This is a genomic window from Dyella sp. 05T440 (genome assembly GCF_056395965.1).
Map to the genome: position 1 here is coordinate 1 of NZ_JBFTKN010000020.1, position 16,375 is coordinate 16,375.

The 16,375-nt window shown below is 62.6% G+C and carries 16 protein-coding genes; 3 read left to right on the forward strand and 13 right to left on the reverse strand.

Translation table 11 applies throughout. The features are described from left to right. Positions 1-165: 165 nt before the first annotated feature. The 4 genes from AC1DE1_RS19525 to AC1DE1_RS19540 all read right to left on the reverse strand — a co-directional run bounded on the left by AC1DE1_RS19525 (position 166) and on the right by AC1DE1_RS19540 (position 5,658). Positions 166-399 (reverse strand): hypothetical protein, encoded by a 234-nt coding sequence (locus AC1DE1_RS19525; protein WP_477175139.1) that lies wholly within the window; start codon positions 397-399, stop codon positions 166-168. 209 nt (positions 400-608) lie between these two features. Next, complete coding sequence (locus AC1DE1_RS19530) at positions 609-2,285, reverse strand: S41 family peptidase (RefSeq protein ID WP_477179269.1); 1,677 nt, start codon at positions 2,283-2,285, stop codon at positions 609-611. A 621-nt stretch (positions 2,286-2,906) separates the two neighbouring features. Continuing rightward, the gene (locus AC1DE1_RS19535) at positions 2,907-4,511 is read right to left on the reverse strand and encodes a DUF4034 domain-containing protein (RefSeq protein WP_477175141.1); all 1,605 of its coding nucleotides are present in this window, start codon (positions 4,509-4,511) and stop codon (positions 2,907-2,909) included. Positions 4,512-4,836: 325 nt separating this feature from the next. After that, a complete protein-coding gene (locus AC1DE1_RS19540; RefSeq protein ID WP_477175142.1) occupies positions 4,837-5,658 on the reverse strand; it encodes a hypothetical protein in 822 nt (273 codons plus the stop codon). A gap of 38 nt (positions 5,659-5,696) precedes the next feature. Between AC1DE1_RS19540 and AC1DE1_RS19545 the strand changes: the two genes are divergently transcribed. Beyond that, complete coding sequence (locus AC1DE1_RS19545) at positions 5,697-5,900, forward strand: hypothetical protein (protein WP_477175143.1); 204 nt, start codon at positions 5,697-5,699, stop codon at positions 5,898-5,900. A gap of 94 nt (positions 5,901-5,994) precedes the next feature. Here the strand turns inward: AC1DE1_RS19545 and AC1DE1_RS19550 are convergent, their stop codons facing one another. Both AC1DE1_RS19550 and AC1DE1_RS19555 read right to left on the reverse strand, forming a co-directional pair. After that, complete coding sequence (locus tag AC1DE1_RS19550; protein WP_441604906.1) at positions 5,995-6,213, reverse strand: hypothetical protein; 219 nt, start codon at positions 6,211-6,213, stop codon at positions 5,995-5,997. Between the two features lie 78 nt (positions 6,214-6,291). Beyond that, entirely contained in the window at positions 6,292-7,527 is a 1,236-nt protein-coding gene (locus AC1DE1_RS19555) for a DUF418 domain-containing protein (protein WP_477175144.1), read from the reverse strand. 133 nt (positions 7,528-7,660) lie between these two features. Between AC1DE1_RS19555 and AC1DE1_RS19560 the strand changes: the two genes are divergently transcribed. Both AC1DE1_RS19560 and AC1DE1_RS19565 read left to right on the forward strand, forming a co-directional pair. Further along, on the forward strand, positions 7,661-8,371 hold the full coding sequence (locus AC1DE1_RS19560; protein WP_477175145.1) for an rRNA pseudouridine synthase: 711 nt from the start codon (positions 7,661-7,663) through the stop codon (positions 8,369-8,371). Positions 8,372-8,510: 139 nt separating this feature from the next. Then, positions 8,511-10,445: a hybrid sensor histidine kinase/response regulator gene (locus AC1DE1_RS19565; RefSeq protein WP_477179270.1), complete on the forward strand. Its 1,935-nt coding sequence runs from the start codon at positions 8,511-8,513 to the stop codon at positions 10,443-10,445. A gap of 31 nt (positions 10,446-10,476) precedes the next feature. Here AC1DE1_RS19565 and AC1DE1_RS19570 read toward each other — a convergent pair whose 3' ends face one another. The 7 genes from AC1DE1_RS19570 to AC1DE1_RS19600 all read right to left on the reverse strand — a co-directional run bounded on the left by AC1DE1_RS19570 (position 10,477) and on the right by AC1DE1_RS19600 (position 16,374). Beyond that, positions 10,477-11,079 (reverse strand): class I SAM-dependent methyltransferase, encoded by a 603-nt coding sequence (locus AC1DE1_RS19570; protein WP_477175147.1) that lies wholly within the window; start codon positions 11,077-11,079, stop codon positions 10,477-10,479. Then, a complete protein-coding gene (locus AC1DE1_RS19575; protein ID WP_441604911.1) occupies positions 11,036-11,743 on the reverse strand; it encodes a PIG-L deacetylase family protein in 708 nt (235 codons plus the stop codon). Before AC1DE1_RS19575 ends, AC1DE1_RS19570 begins: the two co-directional genes overlap by 44 nt. Continuing rightward, positions 11,740-12,864, reverse strand: a complete 1,125-nt coding sequence (locus AC1DE1_RS19580) for a hypothetical protein (RefSeq protein ID WP_477175148.1) — start codon at positions 12,862-12,864, stop codon at positions 11,740-11,742. Before AC1DE1_RS19580 ends, AC1DE1_RS19575 begins: the two co-directional genes overlap by 4 nt. Next, positions 12,861-14,045 (reverse strand): glycosyltransferase family A protein, encoded by a 1,185-nt coding sequence (locus AC1DE1_RS19585; RefSeq protein ID WP_477175149.1) that lies wholly within the window; start codon positions 14,043-14,045, stop codon positions 12,861-12,863. Before AC1DE1_RS19585 ends, AC1DE1_RS19580 begins: the two co-directional genes overlap by 4 nt. A gap of 205 nt (positions 14,046-14,250) precedes the next feature. After that, positions 14,251-14,403, reverse strand: coding sequence for a DUF3309 family protein (locus AC1DE1_RS19590; protein ID WP_204636844.1), 153 nt, complete (start codon positions 14,401-14,403; stop codon positions 14,251-14,253). Between the two features lie 179 nt (positions 14,404-14,582). After that, the gene (locus AC1DE1_RS19595; protein ID WP_477175150.1) at positions 14,583-15,431 is read right to left on the reverse strand and encodes a YihY/virulence factor BrkB family protein; all 849 of its coding nucleotides are present in this window, start codon (positions 15,429-15,431) and stop codon (positions 14,583-14,585) included. Between the two features lie 124 nt (positions 15,432-15,555). After that, positions 15,556-16,374, reverse strand: a complete 819-nt coding sequence (locus AC1DE1_RS19600) for a hypothetical protein (RefSeq protein ID WP_477175151.1) — start codon at positions 16,372-16,374, stop codon at positions 15,556-15,558. Between the last annotated feature and the right edge of the window lies 1 nt (position 16,375).

Sequence of the window (16,375 nt, forward strand, 5' to 3'; positions counted from 1 at the left end):
GACCAAAGGGATCGATGTGGTCCCCGCATGACAGAGCCAGAGCGTTTGCCTGTCGATTCTTCACTTGGGAACCGACCAACTCATCATCGGACCGACGAGCCACTGGCGAAATGACGACTTTTTCAACACCATCGGTCGAAAGCGGACATCCGCACTTTACTGAATTCATCCCAGGATCACGCCTTCGATAAACAGCCGCTGCCACCCCTTTTCTTCCATGCAGAGGGTCAGGTTGGCGTCGGCTGTTTCTTCGTCCGGATACCACCAATGTCCTGTCGGTCGAAGCTTCTCCATGCACTCGTTAAAGGCTGGTGCCGCTGCATCGCTCTGGCAAGCATCGGCCGACTTTCCGGCATTCGACGGCGCCCAGCAGAAAGTTGCCTGATAGTGCCGGAGCATGTGTTTGCTTGCTTCTGTATACGGGTTCATCGATGCGCAGGATGATAATCCCAGCGCCGCAGCGACTCCAAGAATTCGTCTAATCCGCACGATACAAGGCCACTCCGTGGTTTGGTGACAATGCGTGGAAACCAGCCTTAGGCATGTCCGCTTTAGGTTGCGACTTCAGCCGGTTGATCACGTATCGTTTCAGACGCCAGGGCGCCTCGTCACTTGGCGACCAACAGCGCCTTTACCGCGCGCTCCAAAGCGATGTCCCTGCCTCGCTGGATACTTTCCACGGTAGGCGAAACTTCGATGTCCGGGCGCAGGCCCACCCCCTCGAACACGGTCCCATCAGGCGCACGATCATTGCGCGTGCAAACGCGCGCGCTGCCGCCACCGGGTAGTTGGAAGAACAATGGCTGCCCGGTGCTTCCCGCCGTGGTCTCACCCACCGTTATGCCCCGGTGCATGGATTTGAACATCGCCACGAAATCCTCCGCTGCGGAAAAGGTATGTGCGCTGGTCAGCACCGCAACCGGCACATCGATGTGGTGGACCGGGTCGACGGGTGCCTGGAACGCAGGAAGGTCCGTCCAGCCGGGCAGCGCGCCACGCGCGCGGTCGGCGGCGCGATAACTGCGGGTGCGGATTAGGGGGCCGCGGATCGGTTCCTTGGCCAGCACCTGCAGCAGGTCCACGGGCGTGCTGCCGCCGCCATTGGCGCGGACATCGATCACCAGCCCCTTGGCCACCTTGATACTGGGCAGGTTCGCCAGCAACGTCTTGGTGCCTTCCGTGTCCTCGAACTCGTTGATGGTGAGCACGGCGATACCGTCCGGCCTTTGCTGAAACGAAGCGCGCTCTCGCTTGAACGCCGCCCTGTCCGCTAGCGCAAGTCGCGTCAGGCTCCGCGCCTCTAGTTTGCCCGCGGCCGTCTTCACGCTCACATGGATCTGGCTGCCTGCGTGCCCGCTGAGCAAGGCGTAGTCGAACGTACGAACCTGCAAGTCCTGTGGCGTGGACGAGCTCTGGTAAGGCGCAATCTGTCGCTCCGCATAGCGTCGGATGTCTTCCCCGTCGATCGTCAGCAACACGTCACCTACCCGCCACCGCTGCGTGAGCAATGCCGGGTCATCCACGTTCGTCACCACGACCGCGCTCTCTACCAGCTGGGTGTGCAACCCAGGCTTGCCGTAGAAGGCGTCCTGAAGGGCCTCAGGGGGATACACGTTGGTGTGGCCGTCCTTGAGCATGGCGGCGAACCGCATCAGCGTGCGGTAATACTCCTCGGTGGTTGAGGTGGCACGCACCTTGGGCAGGAAGTCCAGATAGGCCTGGTTCCAGTCCAGGCCCGGTTGCCGATCGAAGAAGGCAAAGTTGAAGCGCGCCTCCGACCACACCACGGACAGCCCCGCCACCTTTGCGTCATCGTTCAGATCCGGTACCGCTGGCAGCCCCTGTCCAGGCTCGCGCGCCCACAGATGCTCCTGGTTGCGGGCCGCTTCGACCAGTTGCACGAAGCGAGGGTCTCCATGGAGTGACAAGAGATCCGTATCGGTGGCCAAATGCTCCGCGGACCCACTACCACCCTTGGCCTCCCAGGCCATCAAAGCATCTATCGCCAGCTCCTTGCGACCTGCCAGAGCCTCGAAGCATGCCAGGTCGTACATGGCAAGATTCCAACGCTCATCCATGCCCTCCGCACCGGCCTTGAGAAATGGCTCCAGGATGGCAGCGGCCTCGGCGTATTGCTTAGCTTTGTAGAGTTTGAACGCTTCGGTGTAGCGTGCGGGAAGATTGCCCGGGGACGCGGATAGATCTTCTGCCACAGCCGTAAAAGTGGCTATACATAGCATCAAAGAAAGAGCCTGAATGCACCTGATTGTCCATGCCTTGTGCATATTGTGACTGCTCCCTGTTGAGGTGTCGGAAAGCTGGTTCGTCCTTTCGTCGAGCTCATGTACAGCTTGCTGCTTTGAGCTTGCGGAATCGGAACCCAGCCTGGCAGGTGAACCATCCGTACCCTCCCCGACGAGATCGAGGCCCGGAACTGCTTGAAAGCAGACCCATCAATGCTCGTTCATGGCCCTTGAGGAAGGTCACTTTGGGTCGAAAGCGGACCTTATTCAACCACGAGCTCGCCTGCGGCAACCTTAGATACGATCGCCTCCGCCAAGAGCCGATACACGTCTTCCGGACCCGTGTCATTGGCCACAAACCTTATGTCAGTGGGATGGAGCTCCGTACCAAATGCAGCGTTGGCCGAAGTGACGCCCACTCTCACTGAGTCCTCAATCTTTGCTCGGCCCAGCTTTTCATGCTTGCAACCGCCCGTTGCACGCAGTTCCTCGCAAATCACAAAAGACACAGCGGCTTTGGATAGTCGGAGCTGCAATAGGTTGTGCGTTGGCCCAGTAATGCGGGCTACGTAAAGGAACCCATCTACACTGCCGAATTGCATCTCCATCCCCTCAGATATTGGTCCGTCCATATGTCCGTTTTGGGTCGGAGTGGACGCTTCGCTAGTGCGCTGACTGTGGTTTATACGCAGCCTCCTGACCCTTCGGCACGAGAAGCATCTTCATTTCTTCAACTTGCCCCTGCTTGCGCGGATCAGCCGCGAAATGCGCAATAAAGTAACTCACTGTGTCCTGCAACCCAGGACGTGGCTGATCGCGCTGTATCCGCGCGCGAAGCAACCACCCTTTGGGATCGTTCGGGACATCCTGGATTAACTGATTGGCCAAGGCCCAGCCCTTTTCCCACTGATGAGTCGAGTAGACATACAGCATGCCTAGCGCAAAGCGCGCTTCCTTGTCGGACGCGTTGATCGCAATGGCTCGCAAATAGCCCTTCTCTGCCAGCTTGGCCTCTCCCAGTGACCGATAGGCGTCGCCGTACGCCTTGGCCGTAGTCCCGAGCTGGATGGAGTCAGGCGAACTCTTGCCGGCTTCCTCCCGCGCCCAGGAGCCCTCGTCATAGGCAGCAAGATTGTCTGCCCGCCGAAGTCTCCCGTACTCATTCGCAGGGTTGAATCTGAGCACCTCGGACTGGTAGACCACGGCCAAATTCGCGAAGCCGGTCACTCGCGCTTCTTCTGCCGCACCTTGGAGATAGTCGCTGCCAGTCACCTTGTCGAGCACTATCCTGTACGCCCCCGGGTCCGGAGACCCTTCGCAGTTGCATTCACCAAGGTTCGCGTCGTATAGCCCAGGAAGTGGCAGAAGGAGCTCCAACAATGCATTGTCCTTGGCATGCATTTGCGCAGCGCTGACGATGCTCCTCATTTCCTGGAGAGACCCACCCCATTTCGGTTCTGACATCCAAACCAATTGTTCATAAATCGAATAGTTCGCCGGTTCAATCGCCAGACCCATCCTCATCGCTTCCGCGGCGTATGAGTCATCGCCATTTAGCATGGCTACTCTAATCATGGTCGAATAGGCCGGCATGACGCGGGGGTTCAAGGCAATCGCTTTATCGAGGTCGGCGACTGCCAGTGCCAGCCACCTATGCATTGCTCTGAAGTTCTCTGAGGGCGTGTTGCCGACCGACGCCTCCCCGCGCGCCATCCATGCCATCGCCAGGTAAGAACGACCGCTTGCGGCGTAAGCGAAAGCGCTTTTGGGCGACTGCTCCTTCCATGATTCAGTTGTCGCACGCGTCTGACTGGCATTCGCAGCCTTAAAGACTGTGTCATAGATATGATCCAGCAGTCCCGCGGAACCTGGCTGCGTCAATTGCTTTTCCAACGCATCAGCGAAGTATTGATCCAATTCCGCCACGTGACCGCTCTGTATCAGTGACCTGACTTCCTCATAGCGCTTCATCGTCTGAAAGCTGTAGACGCAATACGCGCGTGTCGCGGCCTGCGACCAATGACTTCCTGGCGGATCTGGATAAGAAAGGCAGCGCTCGAGAGAATCCTTGATGATCTCGGCTTGTTTTGCTTTTTCGAGGAAATGCCGAACTTCGGACATGGTGAAGGTTTGCGCAGCGGGCCCGTCGTACGCGGAGCCTGCTGCGACAAGTGGCGCGTCCGGGCCACCCTTTGCAGCGACGGACTGCACAATGAACGCTGACAACGCTATTCCGGCCAGCAAAAGTTTCCGAGCCCGTGATGCCATTGTCCTTCTCCTGTTGGTTTCCCGACGCGGGACACCCCGCACTGAGCTGTTGTTCATTCCATGCCGGCACCGCCCCGCCCCTCCAGCCGATCCGATAATTCAATGTCAGGGTTGGGTCGCAAGCGGACCTCTCATCAGGCCCATTTCCACTTCATAGATGAGGCAGATCAAACAGACATCGTCCTGTCTTTTTGTCGACCTGAATGTGCTCAGGGATGCCGGCCTGTACGCCGCAGAACTCCGCCATCTCGCTTACGTTGAACGTAGTTACGATTTCTTCGCCGGTGTCATCAACCACAATCTCTATCTCAATCCAGTGCAGGGATTAGTTGTACACATCGCCGGTCTTGAAGATCGGCACCTCGACGATGGTCACACCCGCCTTTGCGGCCAGTGTCTTGGCAACCTGCACGCGGTCGTAGATCTCGCCCGACGGCAGGTTGCTCGCGACCCAGCGCGTGCCGTCCTTGAAGTGAACGACGTAGTCGCGCTCATGGCGGATTCGTCCGTTGGGTGCAATGAACTTCGCCGACGTAGCTATGCCATCGATATCGGCGTAGGGATGCACCTGCTCGCGAAGGGCAAGGAACGGGTGGATGGCAAATCCCGATTCACGGACCTGCACGTACGAATTGAGACCCAGCGGCAGCATCAGGAGGACCAGGACAACCAGCGCGGATCCCAGTCCGCGGCACAGTCGTTCGTAGTCGCACTCATATCGTCGTACGGACACATAAGAGATATACCAACGCGCGTCCTCGCCCCAGCGGCGACGAGCCCAGGCGCAGAAGACCATACAAGCCACGCCGGCTCCGGCGAATAGCGCAGCAAGCACAAGGAAGGCATGTGAGATGGGAAAGGTCATCACGGCCGGCGGAAGCAACATGACCCGCAGGGCATAGATTGCATCGAAGGCAAGATAAGCCATGACGCCAAAGCAGGCAGTAAGTGCCACGAAATTCAGATTGGCCCTGCCGTCCAATTTGGCAAAGCGCTTGTCCGCGTCGACACCGGTCACCTGCCAGGCGGGATCGCTTTTTGCGGGAGCGACCTTCTTCAGATGGGCGATGTAACCAACAAAGCTCGCACCGAAGAGCGCCATGGCGATGACGGCAATGATGATGACTTTCAAACCTTCAGGCTGCATTGATCCCCCTGCTCCCTGGATAGATCTGCTTCCACGCGATGACTACGACCGTCCGCTCCGGGTCGGAAGCCGGCAGCTCACGTCGCACCTTCGCCCACCGGTACCACCTGCCCTTGCTTGAGGACGACGCCGTAGCTTGCGAGGGCGATGGCAACCGCGAGATCGAATGGGAAATCCTGTCACGGCATCCCTGGGTGCGCAATGAGATCGATCAGCCTAGAAGTGCCACCTGGCGCACGTAACGCCGGGGTTGGCTTTCCGTGCCCCCTGGATCCTTTCCCGCCTCGCGATGGGAGCTGCTTCCCGGCGGGCCACTTTTTCAGCCGACCGCCCTCTTCAGCGCTCCGACGCTTTTTCTTTCGCCGGAGCGGACAAGTAGAGCGCAGTGACGGCCGCTATGCCGAAGGCAACCGCGAGTATCACCTTGGGCCAGCTCGTGGACTCGTCGGCAGCACCGACTGTCAGCGCGTGGAAATCCGTGGCCGTGAGGCCGCAGTACAGACACGCGCCGGTGAACATCAGGGCGAGCGCTTTCAGGAGCAATTGCCTGGCCATGCCAAACTCCTTCGTGTGCGTGCGATGGTGGTTTCAGCGAGAGCGGAGCGGTCGGTGACTCATGGACTGGTCGGCAGTCTACTTCAGCTCGGACGCGGCGCCAGCGCTCTCTTCGCCATACGTGTCGGTCGAGCGCCGCCAGGGCTGCCGAGCGCGGTACATGAGCGTTCGCCACAGCCACTCCATCGGGCCAAAACGGTATCGCCTGAGCCACCACCGGCTGGCCATGATCTGGAACACATAGACGGTTACGCCAAGGCACATGGCGTGCGATGGACTCATCTGGCCGAAGCGACCCAATCCATAGCCGAAGAAGATCCAGCCGAAGATCAACGACTGGGCCAGGTAGTTGCTGAAGGCCATGCGACCGAGTGGACCCAGCACACCAAGCACACGGCCGGCCCGGGTGAACATATAAAGCACCGTGATCGCAGCCCCGTAGCCGATCGCCAGCACCAACGGGCCCAGCGTGTTCAGCACCGAGATGACCGGCGCCCAGCTGCGCCAAGCCGAGGATGGATCCAGCAAATTCATAGCGAATCCCAAGACCACACCCACCACGGCCATGCCGACAAGCAGGCGACGATAATGCTCGGGATGTCGCAGCAGACCGCTTCGCCATGCCATCACACCCAGCAGGAACAACGCGAACGTGCGCGGTGCGACGAGCACATGCAGCGGTATCAAATGCGGTATTTCAGCGAGATTGAAGCGGATGACGTCCGCCCATGTGCCGCCTGCATACACCGCCGTAGCCGTTTGCACATACTGCTGGAGCGAGACGCCGCTCGGCCAGAAGAACGTATCCGGCAGCCAGAACGGCAAGGCCGCATAGATCGCGAGGGCGACCGCGGCTGCCACGGCAAGAACGCGGTTTGACGCATAGAGGAAGGGCAAGGCCAGCAAGCCCACCAGCGCGTACTCGGTGAGAATATCGCCGTTCCAGATAAAGCACAGATGGATAAGGCCAAGCCCAAGCAGCACCAGCAGTCGCCGGCTCAGCAGCGGGAGACGGCGCGAGGTCGCTGCCAGTCGTTCGAATTGAATGGCCAGGCCCACACCGAACAGCAGGGAGAACAGCGCGAAGGCCTTCAACTCCATGCCGATGCTCACCGTCGCCTGGACGGCATGATCCAGCCAGGAACCGTCAGTGGATGCGGGAAGAAACTGCTGGAAAATGGACACCCGAAACTCATTAATGAGATTGACGCAGAGCACGCCGAACAGCGCCGCGCCCCGCAACACATCAATGGCGACGATGCGTCGCTCGGGACCCACAGGCCGCGCCTCCTTCATCGATTCGTGATCCGACATGGCTTGCCCCCTGCTCTGATCGTCCCTGAAGACACGATGCCACCACAGGGCGACGCCCCAGCCGGCTGCGAAGACGGGCTCCGCCCGGCACCGCAGCGCCTATAATGGCGCACATCCCTCCCTGGCAACGCTGATGACCGAACCCGAACGCCTCGCCAAACGTGTCGCCGCCCTGACCCAGTGCTCGCGACGCGAGGCGGAAATGTATATCGAAGGCGGCTGGGTGCGCGTAGACGGCGTGACCGTGGAAGAGCCGCAATTCAAGGTGCTGGAACAGCGCATCGAGATTGATCCGCACGCCAAGCTGGAACCCGCCGAACCGGCCACCCTGGTATTGCACAAGCCCGCCGGCGTCACGGTCGATGAGGCTCGCGCGCTGGTCCGCGTGGAAAGCCACGCCGAAGACGACGCCTCGGGCGTGCGCTTGCTGAAGCGTCACTTCGCCCGACTGGAGTCGCCACTGGCCTTGCCCGACGCGGCCAGTGGCCTGCTGGTATTCACGCAGGACTGGCGGGTCAAGCGTCGCCTGGAAGAAGACTTCGACCGCATCGAGCAGGAACTGGTGGTGGAAGTGACCGGCAAGCTGGCGCCCAACGGTCTCGCCTTGCTCAACCATGGGCTCAGCTTCGACAACTACGCGCTGCCGCCGATCAAGGTGAGCTGGCAGAACGAAAACCACCTGCGCTTCGCCTTGAAGCGGATTGCGATCGAGAAAGTCGAGCGCATGTGCAACGCGGTGGGACTGAAAGTGCTGGCGATCAAGCGCCTGCGCATCGGCCGCATCCCGATGTCCCGCCTGCAGCCGGGTCAATGGCGGTATCTGGCGAGCACCGATCGGTTTTGACGGCTTGAAGAGGCAGCGCCAGGTCACGTGACGTGCGTCCTGGACGCAGCAACCAAACAAGCCCGTGAATTTGACGCGTTCTACACGTTTCCTCGACAAACAATGACCACCCAGTCCTACGCGGTACCAAGAGGGGCGCTTGAACACCACGGGACAAAACAAGTACGAGCTGCTGGTCGACTCCGTTGTCGACTACGCCATCTGTTTGATCAATCTGGATGGAACCATTGCCAGCTGGAACATCGGTTCGGAGCGTAGTGCCGGTTACACCGCGTCCGAGGTGCTGGGTGCACATCTGAGCATGTTCTATACCGACGAGGCGCGCGCCGCCGGCGAACCCGAACTGGCGCTGGTCACCGCCTACGAAGAAGGTCGCGTGGAAGCGGAGGGCTGGCGCTGCCGCAAGGATGGCACGCAGTACTGGGCCAATATGGTGCTCGACCTGGTGAAAACCTCGGACGGCACGCCGATCGGCTACGCCTCGGTCACGCGCGACCTCACCGAACGCAAGCAGGCGGAAGACCGCCTGCGCCACAGCGAAGAGCAATTTCGCCTGTTGCTGCAAGGCGTCGGCGATTGCGCCATCTACATGCTCAACCAGGACGGCTTCATCACCAGCTGGAACACCGGCGCGCAGCGCATCAAGGGCTATACGCGCGAGGAAATACTCGGCAAGCATCTGTCGACGTTTTACACGCTGGAGGATCGCGCCGCGGGCGAGCCGCAGCGCGCGCTCGGTGTCGCCGCGAGCACGGGTCGCTTCGAGGCCGAAGGCTGGCGCGTGCGCAAGGATGGCACCTCGTTCTGGGCGCACGTGATCATCGACCGCATCACCGATGACAACGGACGTCACGTGGGTTTTGCCAAGGTCACCCGCGACATCACCGCACGCCGCGATGCCGACGCCGCACTCGCCGACGCACGCGAGGCGCTGTTCCAGTCCCAGAAGCTGGAGGCGATCGGCCAGCTCACCGGTGGCGTGGCGCACGATTTCAACAACCTGCTGATGGCGGTGATCGGCAGCCTGGAGTTGATGGAGCCGCGTCTGACGCATGATCCGCAGGCGCTCAATCTGCTGGGCAATGCCCTGGCCGGTGCGCGTCGCGGTGCCGCCTTGACCAAACGCATGCTGGCGTTCGCGCGCAAGCAGGAGCTCAAGCCCACCGCGATCGATCTGCGCGCACTCGTGCAGGAGATCAGCAGCCTGCTGCAGCGCTCTGCCGGGCCCACCATCACCATCGACACGGTGTTTCCGCTCACGCTGCATCAGACCCTGGTGGACGGCAACCAGTTGGAACTGGCCCTGCTCAATCTGGTGATGAATGCGCGCGACGCGATGCCCGAGGGTGGGCACATCATCATCACTTCAAGGAACGAGACGATCGAGCAAAGCGGCCATCGCACCGCCCTGCCGCCGGGCAACTATGTGAGCCTCTCCGTGACCGACGACGGCCACGGCATGGACCCCGCCACGCTCGAGCGCGCAGCCGAGCCGTTCTTCACCACCAAGGGCATCGGCAAGGGCACGGGCCTGGGATTGTCCATGGTGCACGGCCTGGCCGAGCAATCCGGCGGACGCCTGCTGCTGCGCAGCCAGGAAGGACGCGGCACCACCGCCGAACTGTGGCTTCCCATGGCCGGGACCTCAGCCACCGCGCCGACACGCGCGCCCGAGCCTGAGCCCGAGGCCAACGCCACCGCGCAAAGCATCCTGGTGGTGGACGACGATCCGCTGATCGCCATGACCATCACCGCGGTGTTGAACGACCTGGGCCACGTCACCGTCGAGGCGCATTCCGCGCGCGAGGCGCTGGAACAGCTGTCGCAGAAAACGTTTTTCGACGTGATGATCACCGACTACGCGATGCCGGTGATGAACGGGCTGCAGTTGATCGAAGAAGTCCAGTCGCGCTGGCCCGGCCTGCCCATCATCCTGGCGTCCGGCTATGCGGAGCTGCCCGAAGGCTCGGCCAGGAACGTGCTGCGTCTGCCCAAGCCATTCGGTCGCGCCGATCTGGTGCGTGTGGTCGAGGCCGCTGTCGCGCGGCCTGCCGCCAAGAACGCGCACGTCTAGCGTGCGCTCTCGCGCGGGGTGAGGTGCGCAGTCACGGGCTGCCGTTCGCCACCCAGCTCTCCAGCCGATACTTGGGATGGCGCGTGCGACTGCGCAGGTCGGCGCGCATCAGGCTTTGGAACAGCTCGGTGGCGCGATCGCCGGTGAGTGGATAGTCGGTCTCGCCCGTCCAATGCGCCACCACGAATTCCGTACCGGGCGTGACCACTTTGGACAGTCGGTCGGCCAGCCGCACCAGGGCGGGTATCGAGAAGTAGTAGAGGACTTCGGACAACACCACCAGGTCGTACGAGCCTCCCCAGTCGCCATCGGGAAGATGGGCTTGCACGAAAGTCACGTTCGGCGCGTCACACAACTGCCTGGCGCGCAGCAGCGCCGTGGCGCTGGTATCGACTGCGGTCACGGCATCGCAGCGGGTGGCAAGCAAGCGCGTCAGCCCACCAATCGAACAACCCAGCTCCAGTGCATGCCGATAGCGCGGCTTGCTCAGCGCCTGCAGCGTTGCCTCGTATTTGTCGCGCTCGTAGGCACTGGTGAGTACCGACCAGGGATCGACCTGGCCGGTATACAAGTGCTCGAAAAACTCATGGTCATAGCTGGGGGCGGAGGAAAACTTCGGTGTCGGCGTGGACATGGCGCAATAACTCCTCGGGTATCTTGAAACCATCGACGTCCAGCGAGAGGCGGCCTTGCTGACTGGCGTAAGCCTCGATCGCCGATGCCTTGATGGCACGATGTGCTTTGATATCGACACGGATGCCGCTGACCGACGCCGGCTCGTCGTGCAGCAGCCAGCTCCAGATCGGATACGTCATCACCTCCACGCCGTGCAGTCCGCGCGTGGCTTCCAGGATCAGGGTGCAGGCCGCGCGGTGATCGCCGTGGGGATCGGTATCGGCGGTGACCACGATCAGGCAGGGGCTGCGTTCGGCGGCGAGATGGCGTAGCCAATGCGTCGCCCACAAGCGCTGCTCGCCGCCCAGGGTCAGCAGGCCGGTATCGGGCAGGCCCATGAAACTCAGATGCGATGGCTTCAGGCCCAGATGCGCCGCCGCAATGATCGCCTCGCCACGGCGGATCGCTCCCATATCGCGCTCGCTATCGGGATGCGAGCACTCACCGTCGGTAAGGAACACCACATGGCGCAACAGATCGCAGCGCGCCGCCCACGCGAGCAGGCCACCGCAACCCAGCGTTTCATCGTCCGGATGCGGCGCCACCACCATCAGCCCGCGCTGCGCCAGCAGGGTTTCTGGCGCCACCAGCGGCAAACGCTGCATCGCCTGGGCATACGTCATGGGCGCACCGCGGAGCTGAGCATGTGCTCGCCGATGCGATCCCTGACCAGATCCGGTACCGGCTGCCGCAGATAGGTTTCCAGGTCGCGCGTGATGCGCTCGATCGGGTTATCCCGCCGGAACGCCGCAAGGCCCACCGACCGGTGCACCCACTGGATAACCTCGAGCAGCTGGCGTTCGACGGCAAGGCGGGCCATGCGCACGATATGGATGATCTCCGCACAAGACGCATCGCTATCGGCCGCCCAGCGTGCGCGCTCCACCCAAAGCGCCGCCGATTCCACGGCTATCGCCACGTCGGCCATGCGTGCACGCTGATGCGGATCGCCATCGCGACCGGCGCGCGTGAGCGCGAGCGCCGCGAGTCGACCGAGGCGCTCTCCCGCGCCGAACTGGGCGGCGAGAAAACGCCAGGCGCCCGCGCTGAACATCGGCTCACGGTGGTAGTCATTGTCGGCGCCGATGATGGCGTCGGGCGCCACGCTGGCCGCGTGGTAGCGAATCGGCAACGTTACTGAAGCACGCATGCCGTGCATCTCCCACTCTTCGCGCGCACCCACCTGGCAGGCGACCGCGGGCCATACCATCACATAGCCAAGCCGCTCATGCTGCGCCGTCACCAGCGGCCGGTTGATCAAGCCCGCACCGGACGCGTAGGCCTTGTGGCCATCGAGCACGTACGTATCGTGGGAACCCGACAGCGTGAGCGGGCCCGTGGGATGGGGCGCATTCCACACGCCGAGCCAGCCACCTTCCGCCACATGGCGACACACGGCATCGCGCTGAGCGCGGTTGCCGTAGGTCCAGATCAGCTGGAAGGCGTTGACGTGGCCCTCATAGAGACGCGCCAGCGAGAGATGCGATGCACCCAGTCGCCTCAGCCATTCGCCAAGACTGGGCGATGCATGCCGTGACCATCCGAACTCCGCACCGCCCAGCGATGCCGGCAGCACGGCCGTGGCGGCACCGCAGTGCACGAGATACTTCAGCGCATCGATGGGGGCGCTGTCGGTGCGGTCGTCTTCCGCCGCGAGCCGATCCAGCGTGGACTCAAGATCGGCCGGCATGGCGAGCATCTGGTCCCGCTGCATCGACGGTCGTTCCATCGCGATGGCATTCATGGCGTGATCCCCGCGAGCTGATCGTGCTGTCGCGCATACGGGATGCGCATGCGCGCAAGCAAGGCCTCGCCGCGCGAACACTGCGCGGAAAGTTGCGACGGGTTCAATGGCCATCTCGCCAGCCGCGGCGAAGCGCTCTCGATCACGCGCCAGGCGGCGCCGAACCCGCCCGTGCGCAAGGCTGCCTGCAGCGTGCGCGTAGTGAGGTGGACGCGTGCAGCCAAGGCTTCCAGCGGCTCGGCGCTGCGGTGTCCTGCGTGGCAATCCCTCAGCAGTCGCCGCGTGCGAGCCCGAAAACAGGCATGTTCGACCGACTCCAGCCGCTCGTCGCACGGCGCATCGGGCTCCAGTATCCGTTTGCGCATGGTATCGGCCATGCCGCCGCGCGCGCGTCCGAACAACCTGCCGGAGGTCAGCACCTGCTGCACGGTGTCATGCCGCACGCGGCCATCGCGCAACTCCAGCGCGTGCACCAGGGATTTGTCCTCACCACAGGCAGGCCACGGTGCGTCTCCCACCAAGTGCATCGCGGCAGCGCTCAAAGCGAGGTTGGCGCCGCTGGCCTGGTAGTGGCGCGGCCATGGATTGTGCGCGACGGGATCCAGCCACGCTTCGAGCGCATCCAGGCAGGCTTCATAACGCGTTTCCGCCATCCGGCGCTGCAGCAGCGAGCGCGGTATGTCTTCCATGTCTTCCGGCAGCAGTCGTGCAAGGCCGGCCACCGCGTCGTATCCCGCATGGATCAGCGCGCTGTACTCGGCAATCCAGCGCGATGGCGGCACGCTGTCGGCGTCGGTGGTGAAGATCGCGCCGCTGCCGCTGGGCAGGCAGCGACCCGCCAGATGCATGGCAACACAACGCGCAGCGCCGGCGTCACAACGCTCCGGCGGAAGCTGCGCCTCCACCACCAGGAGCGGCGACGCCGCATGCCGTCGCGCGCGCGCCACGACTTCGGCGTAGGTGTCGTCGGAGCTGCCATTGACCAGCACGAGTACGCCAAAACGGCGCAGCGTGTCCTGACGTTCCAGACCATCGAGGCAGCGGCCGATGCGGCCCGCTTCGTTGCGAGCCGGAATGGCGACCATGACATCGAGCCGGCGCGAGCCCCAGCTGGCATTGGTCCAGCAGCGACGCAGCGTCACCGCAGGGGGCAGCTGGGCCAGCGTGAATTGAAGCGACATGCAGGAACCTCCACCACGTCACGCCAAAGCGATGTGCCGTGGGGGACGTGTACGGCATCGATCCTGCGTTTCGCGGAGTGAACGACCTGTCGAACCCTTGAGAGTCCAAAGTGATCCGAACGCTGAATCGCTGAAACTGATCAAAAACAAAGACGGCGCACGACGGCGCCGTCTTCGTTCTTACTCTCGCTGCATCGGTGAATCGTCAGATGCGACCCATCAACAGCAGGATCAACAAGATCAGCAGGATCAGGCCCAGGCCGCCGCTGGGGTAATAACCCCACCCGCGGCTATAAGGCCATGACGGCAAGGCGCCAATCACAAGGACGAGGACGATGATCAACAGGATGAGCGACATGGCGTTTCCCTTCGTGGCACCGCAGCGCCAGCAATGATGAGATGTCCCCAGGGCAGCAACCGCCCCGAGTAGAGACTGCGTCACGAAGCGTGGGCGCGAAGAGATAACGGGCGTGTCAACTTTTTAAGCGCAAAATGTATAGAGGCGTGCGGCGTTTGGTTGCCGCTTAGCAAACGGCGCTAGTCGATTTCCACCGCGTGAGCGCTGGGTCGGATCGGTTTGCCAAAGGCGTCTGCCAGTGCGCGTGTCAACGAAGCACCGGTCAAGACCACCACGGCGGAGTAGTACGTCCAGGTGAGCAGCACCACCAGGCCAGCCGCGGAGCCGTAGGCACTGCCGACATTCGCGCGCTGCAGGTAGAAACCGATCACGTACTTGCCGATCTGCAGCAGCGCTCCGGTGATGAAGGCGCCCAGGGTGACGTCGGACCAATCCACCCGGGCATCCGGCAACACCTTGTACATGGCGCAGAACGCGATGAAGAGCACGGCGAAACCGCTGATCGACCCCACCACGTTCCATACCGCGCCTTCTTCGGGTATGGCGTGGCGTATCAGCGTACCGATGATGAAAAAGATCACCAGCAGAAAACCGATGCCGACCAGCAGCGCCACCGCCCGCGCACGTGCGCGCAACCAGGCGCCGATGGCTGCTCCTGGCTCGGGCTTCACGCGCCAGACGCGATTGAGCGTGCCCTGCAACTGGGCAAACACCGCCGTCGCACTGAACAAGGTGATGCCGACGCTCACCGCGCCGGCCACGCTGCCGGTCATGGGGCGATTGCGCACGGCGCCGAGCACCTCATTGATGGCCACCGCGGCCCGTTCGCCCGCAATGGTGGAGATCATCTGGGTCACGCCGTCGGCCCAGTCCGGCCTGACGATGGCCACACTCCACATCAGCAGCAACAGCAAGGGCGCCAGCGACAGCGCGGCGTAGAACGACAACGCCGCTGCCCGCGTCAGCAACTCGTCGTCGCTGAACGCATCGACCGTCGATTTCACCACGATGAAAAGCTTGTTCTTCATCTCGATGGCTCGAATCACGCTGGCGTACGGCCCGGCCTGCAGTCGTCACCAGCGCTTGTCCCAGTGAAAAGCAAACGGCAGCGCCTGCACCGGCGCTGCCGTTACCTCTGCCCCAGCCGCGCACTTACCCGCGGAAAGGACGACCCTCGTAGCGACGCAAGTGGTAGATGCGATGGATATGGCGCGAGCCCATCCAGCCGCCCAGGGCAGCCGCGACCAGACCGGCCAGCCCGCTGAGCAGCAAGGTCAACATGCCCACGGCCGCATAGTGCTTCAAGCGGTCGGCGTCACTCTTGAGCTGGTCGCGCGTGGCGTTGGCCACCGGCAACCAGGTATTGACGCGCATGGTCGCCGCATCCGTGGGCATCTCGGTTTGCGCGATCAGGATGGCGCGCGCCGTGTCGGTATGCCCGGCTACCAGGGCCGCGATCAGCGCCTTCTCCGTCTCGTTGTCGGGACGGGTTTCGCGCTGTGTCGCCAGCGTGCGATGGACATCTGTGCGCAGTACCGCCATCGGCTCGTTGTCGGCCAACGCCATGGTGCCTGCGTGGTCGCCGTGCGGCGACTTGTGCTCATGGCTCACCTGGCCCAGCGTGAGTGCGAGCCACAGCGTGCTCGCAGTCATCGCCACGCCCCATACCGTGATGCCATGCAGGCTGCCCATGGTGTCGTCGGCACGACCGTCGAACCAGCTGGCAAACAGGCCGCCCACGAACAGCGAGGCAGCCCAGGTCAGGATCATCCAGATGATGGTGCCGATGCCCAGGCCCTTGGTGGCCGCTTCCGCGTTGTGCGGATTGAATGCCGTGAAGCCCAACGCGATGCCCGCGCCGTAGAGCAGTATCGCGATACCCGTCGCCACAAACCAACCTGCGAAGACGGCACTCCAGCGCATCTGCGCAAGAGGGTCCAGGGCGATGGCGCTGCTATAGGTGGTAGCCATG

Bases quoted from the DNA above. Each gene is read 5' to 3' on its own strand.
- AC1DE1_RS19525 (WP_477175139.1), bottom strand. From the start codon at position 399: ATGCTCCGGCACTATCAGGCAACTTTCTGCTGGGCGCCGTCGAATGCC.
- AC1DE1_RS19530 (WP_477179269.1), bottom strand. From the start codon at position 2,285: ATGCACAAGGCATGGACAATCAGGTGCATTCAGGCTCTTTCTTTGATG.
- AC1DE1_RS19535 (WP_477175141.1), bottom strand. From the start codon at position 4,511: ATGGCATCACGGGCTCGGAAACTTTTGCTGGCCGGAATAGCGTTGTCA.
- AC1DE1_RS19540 (WP_477175142.1), bottom strand. From the start codon at position 5,658: ATGCAGCCTGAAGGTTTGAAAGTCATCATCATTGCCGTCATCGCCATG.
- AC1DE1_RS19545 (WP_477175143.1), top strand. From the start codon at position 5,697: ATGACTACGACCGTCCGCTCCGGGTCGGAAGCCGGCAGCTCACGTCGC.
- AC1DE1_RS19550 (WP_441604906.1), bottom strand. From the start codon at position 6,213: ATGGCCAGGCAATTGCTCCTGAAAGCGCTCGCCCTGATGTTCACCGGC.
- AC1DE1_RS19555 (WP_477175144.1), bottom strand. From the start codon at position 7,527: ATGTCGGATCACGAATCGATGAAGGAGGCGCGGCCTGTGGGTCCCGAG.
- AC1DE1_RS19560 (WP_477175145.1), top strand. From the start codon at position 7,661: ATGACCGAACCCGAACGCCTCGCCAAACGTGTCGCCGCCCTGACCCAG.
- AC1DE1_RS19570 (WP_477175147.1), bottom strand. From the start codon at position 11,079: ATGTCCACGCCGACACCGAAGTTTTCCTCCGCCCCCAGCTATGACCAT.
- AC1DE1_RS19575 (WP_441604911.1), bottom strand. From the start codon at position 11,743: ATGACGTATGCCCAGGCGATGCAGCGTTTGCCGCTGGTGGCGCCAGAA.
- AC1DE1_RS19580 (WP_477175148.1), bottom strand. From the start codon at position 12,864: ATGAATGCCATCGCGATGGAACGACCGTCGATGCAGCGGGACCAGATG.
- AC1DE1_RS19585 (WP_477175149.1), bottom strand. From the start codon at position 14,045: ATGTCGCTTCAATTCACGCTGGCCCAGCTGCCCCCTGCGGTGACGCTG.
- AC1DE1_RS19590 (WP_204636844.1), bottom strand. From the start codon at position 14,403: ATGTCGCTCATCCTGTTGATCATCGTCCTCGTCCTTGTGATTGGCGCC.
- AC1DE1_RS19595 (WP_477175150.1), bottom strand. From the start codon at position 15,431: ATGAAGAACAAGCTTTTCATCGTGGTGAAATCGACGGTCGATGCGTTC.
- AC1DE1_RS19600 (WP_477175151.1), bottom strand. From the start codon at position 16,374: ATGGCTACCACCTATAGCAGCGCCATCGCCCTGGACCCTCTTGCGCAG.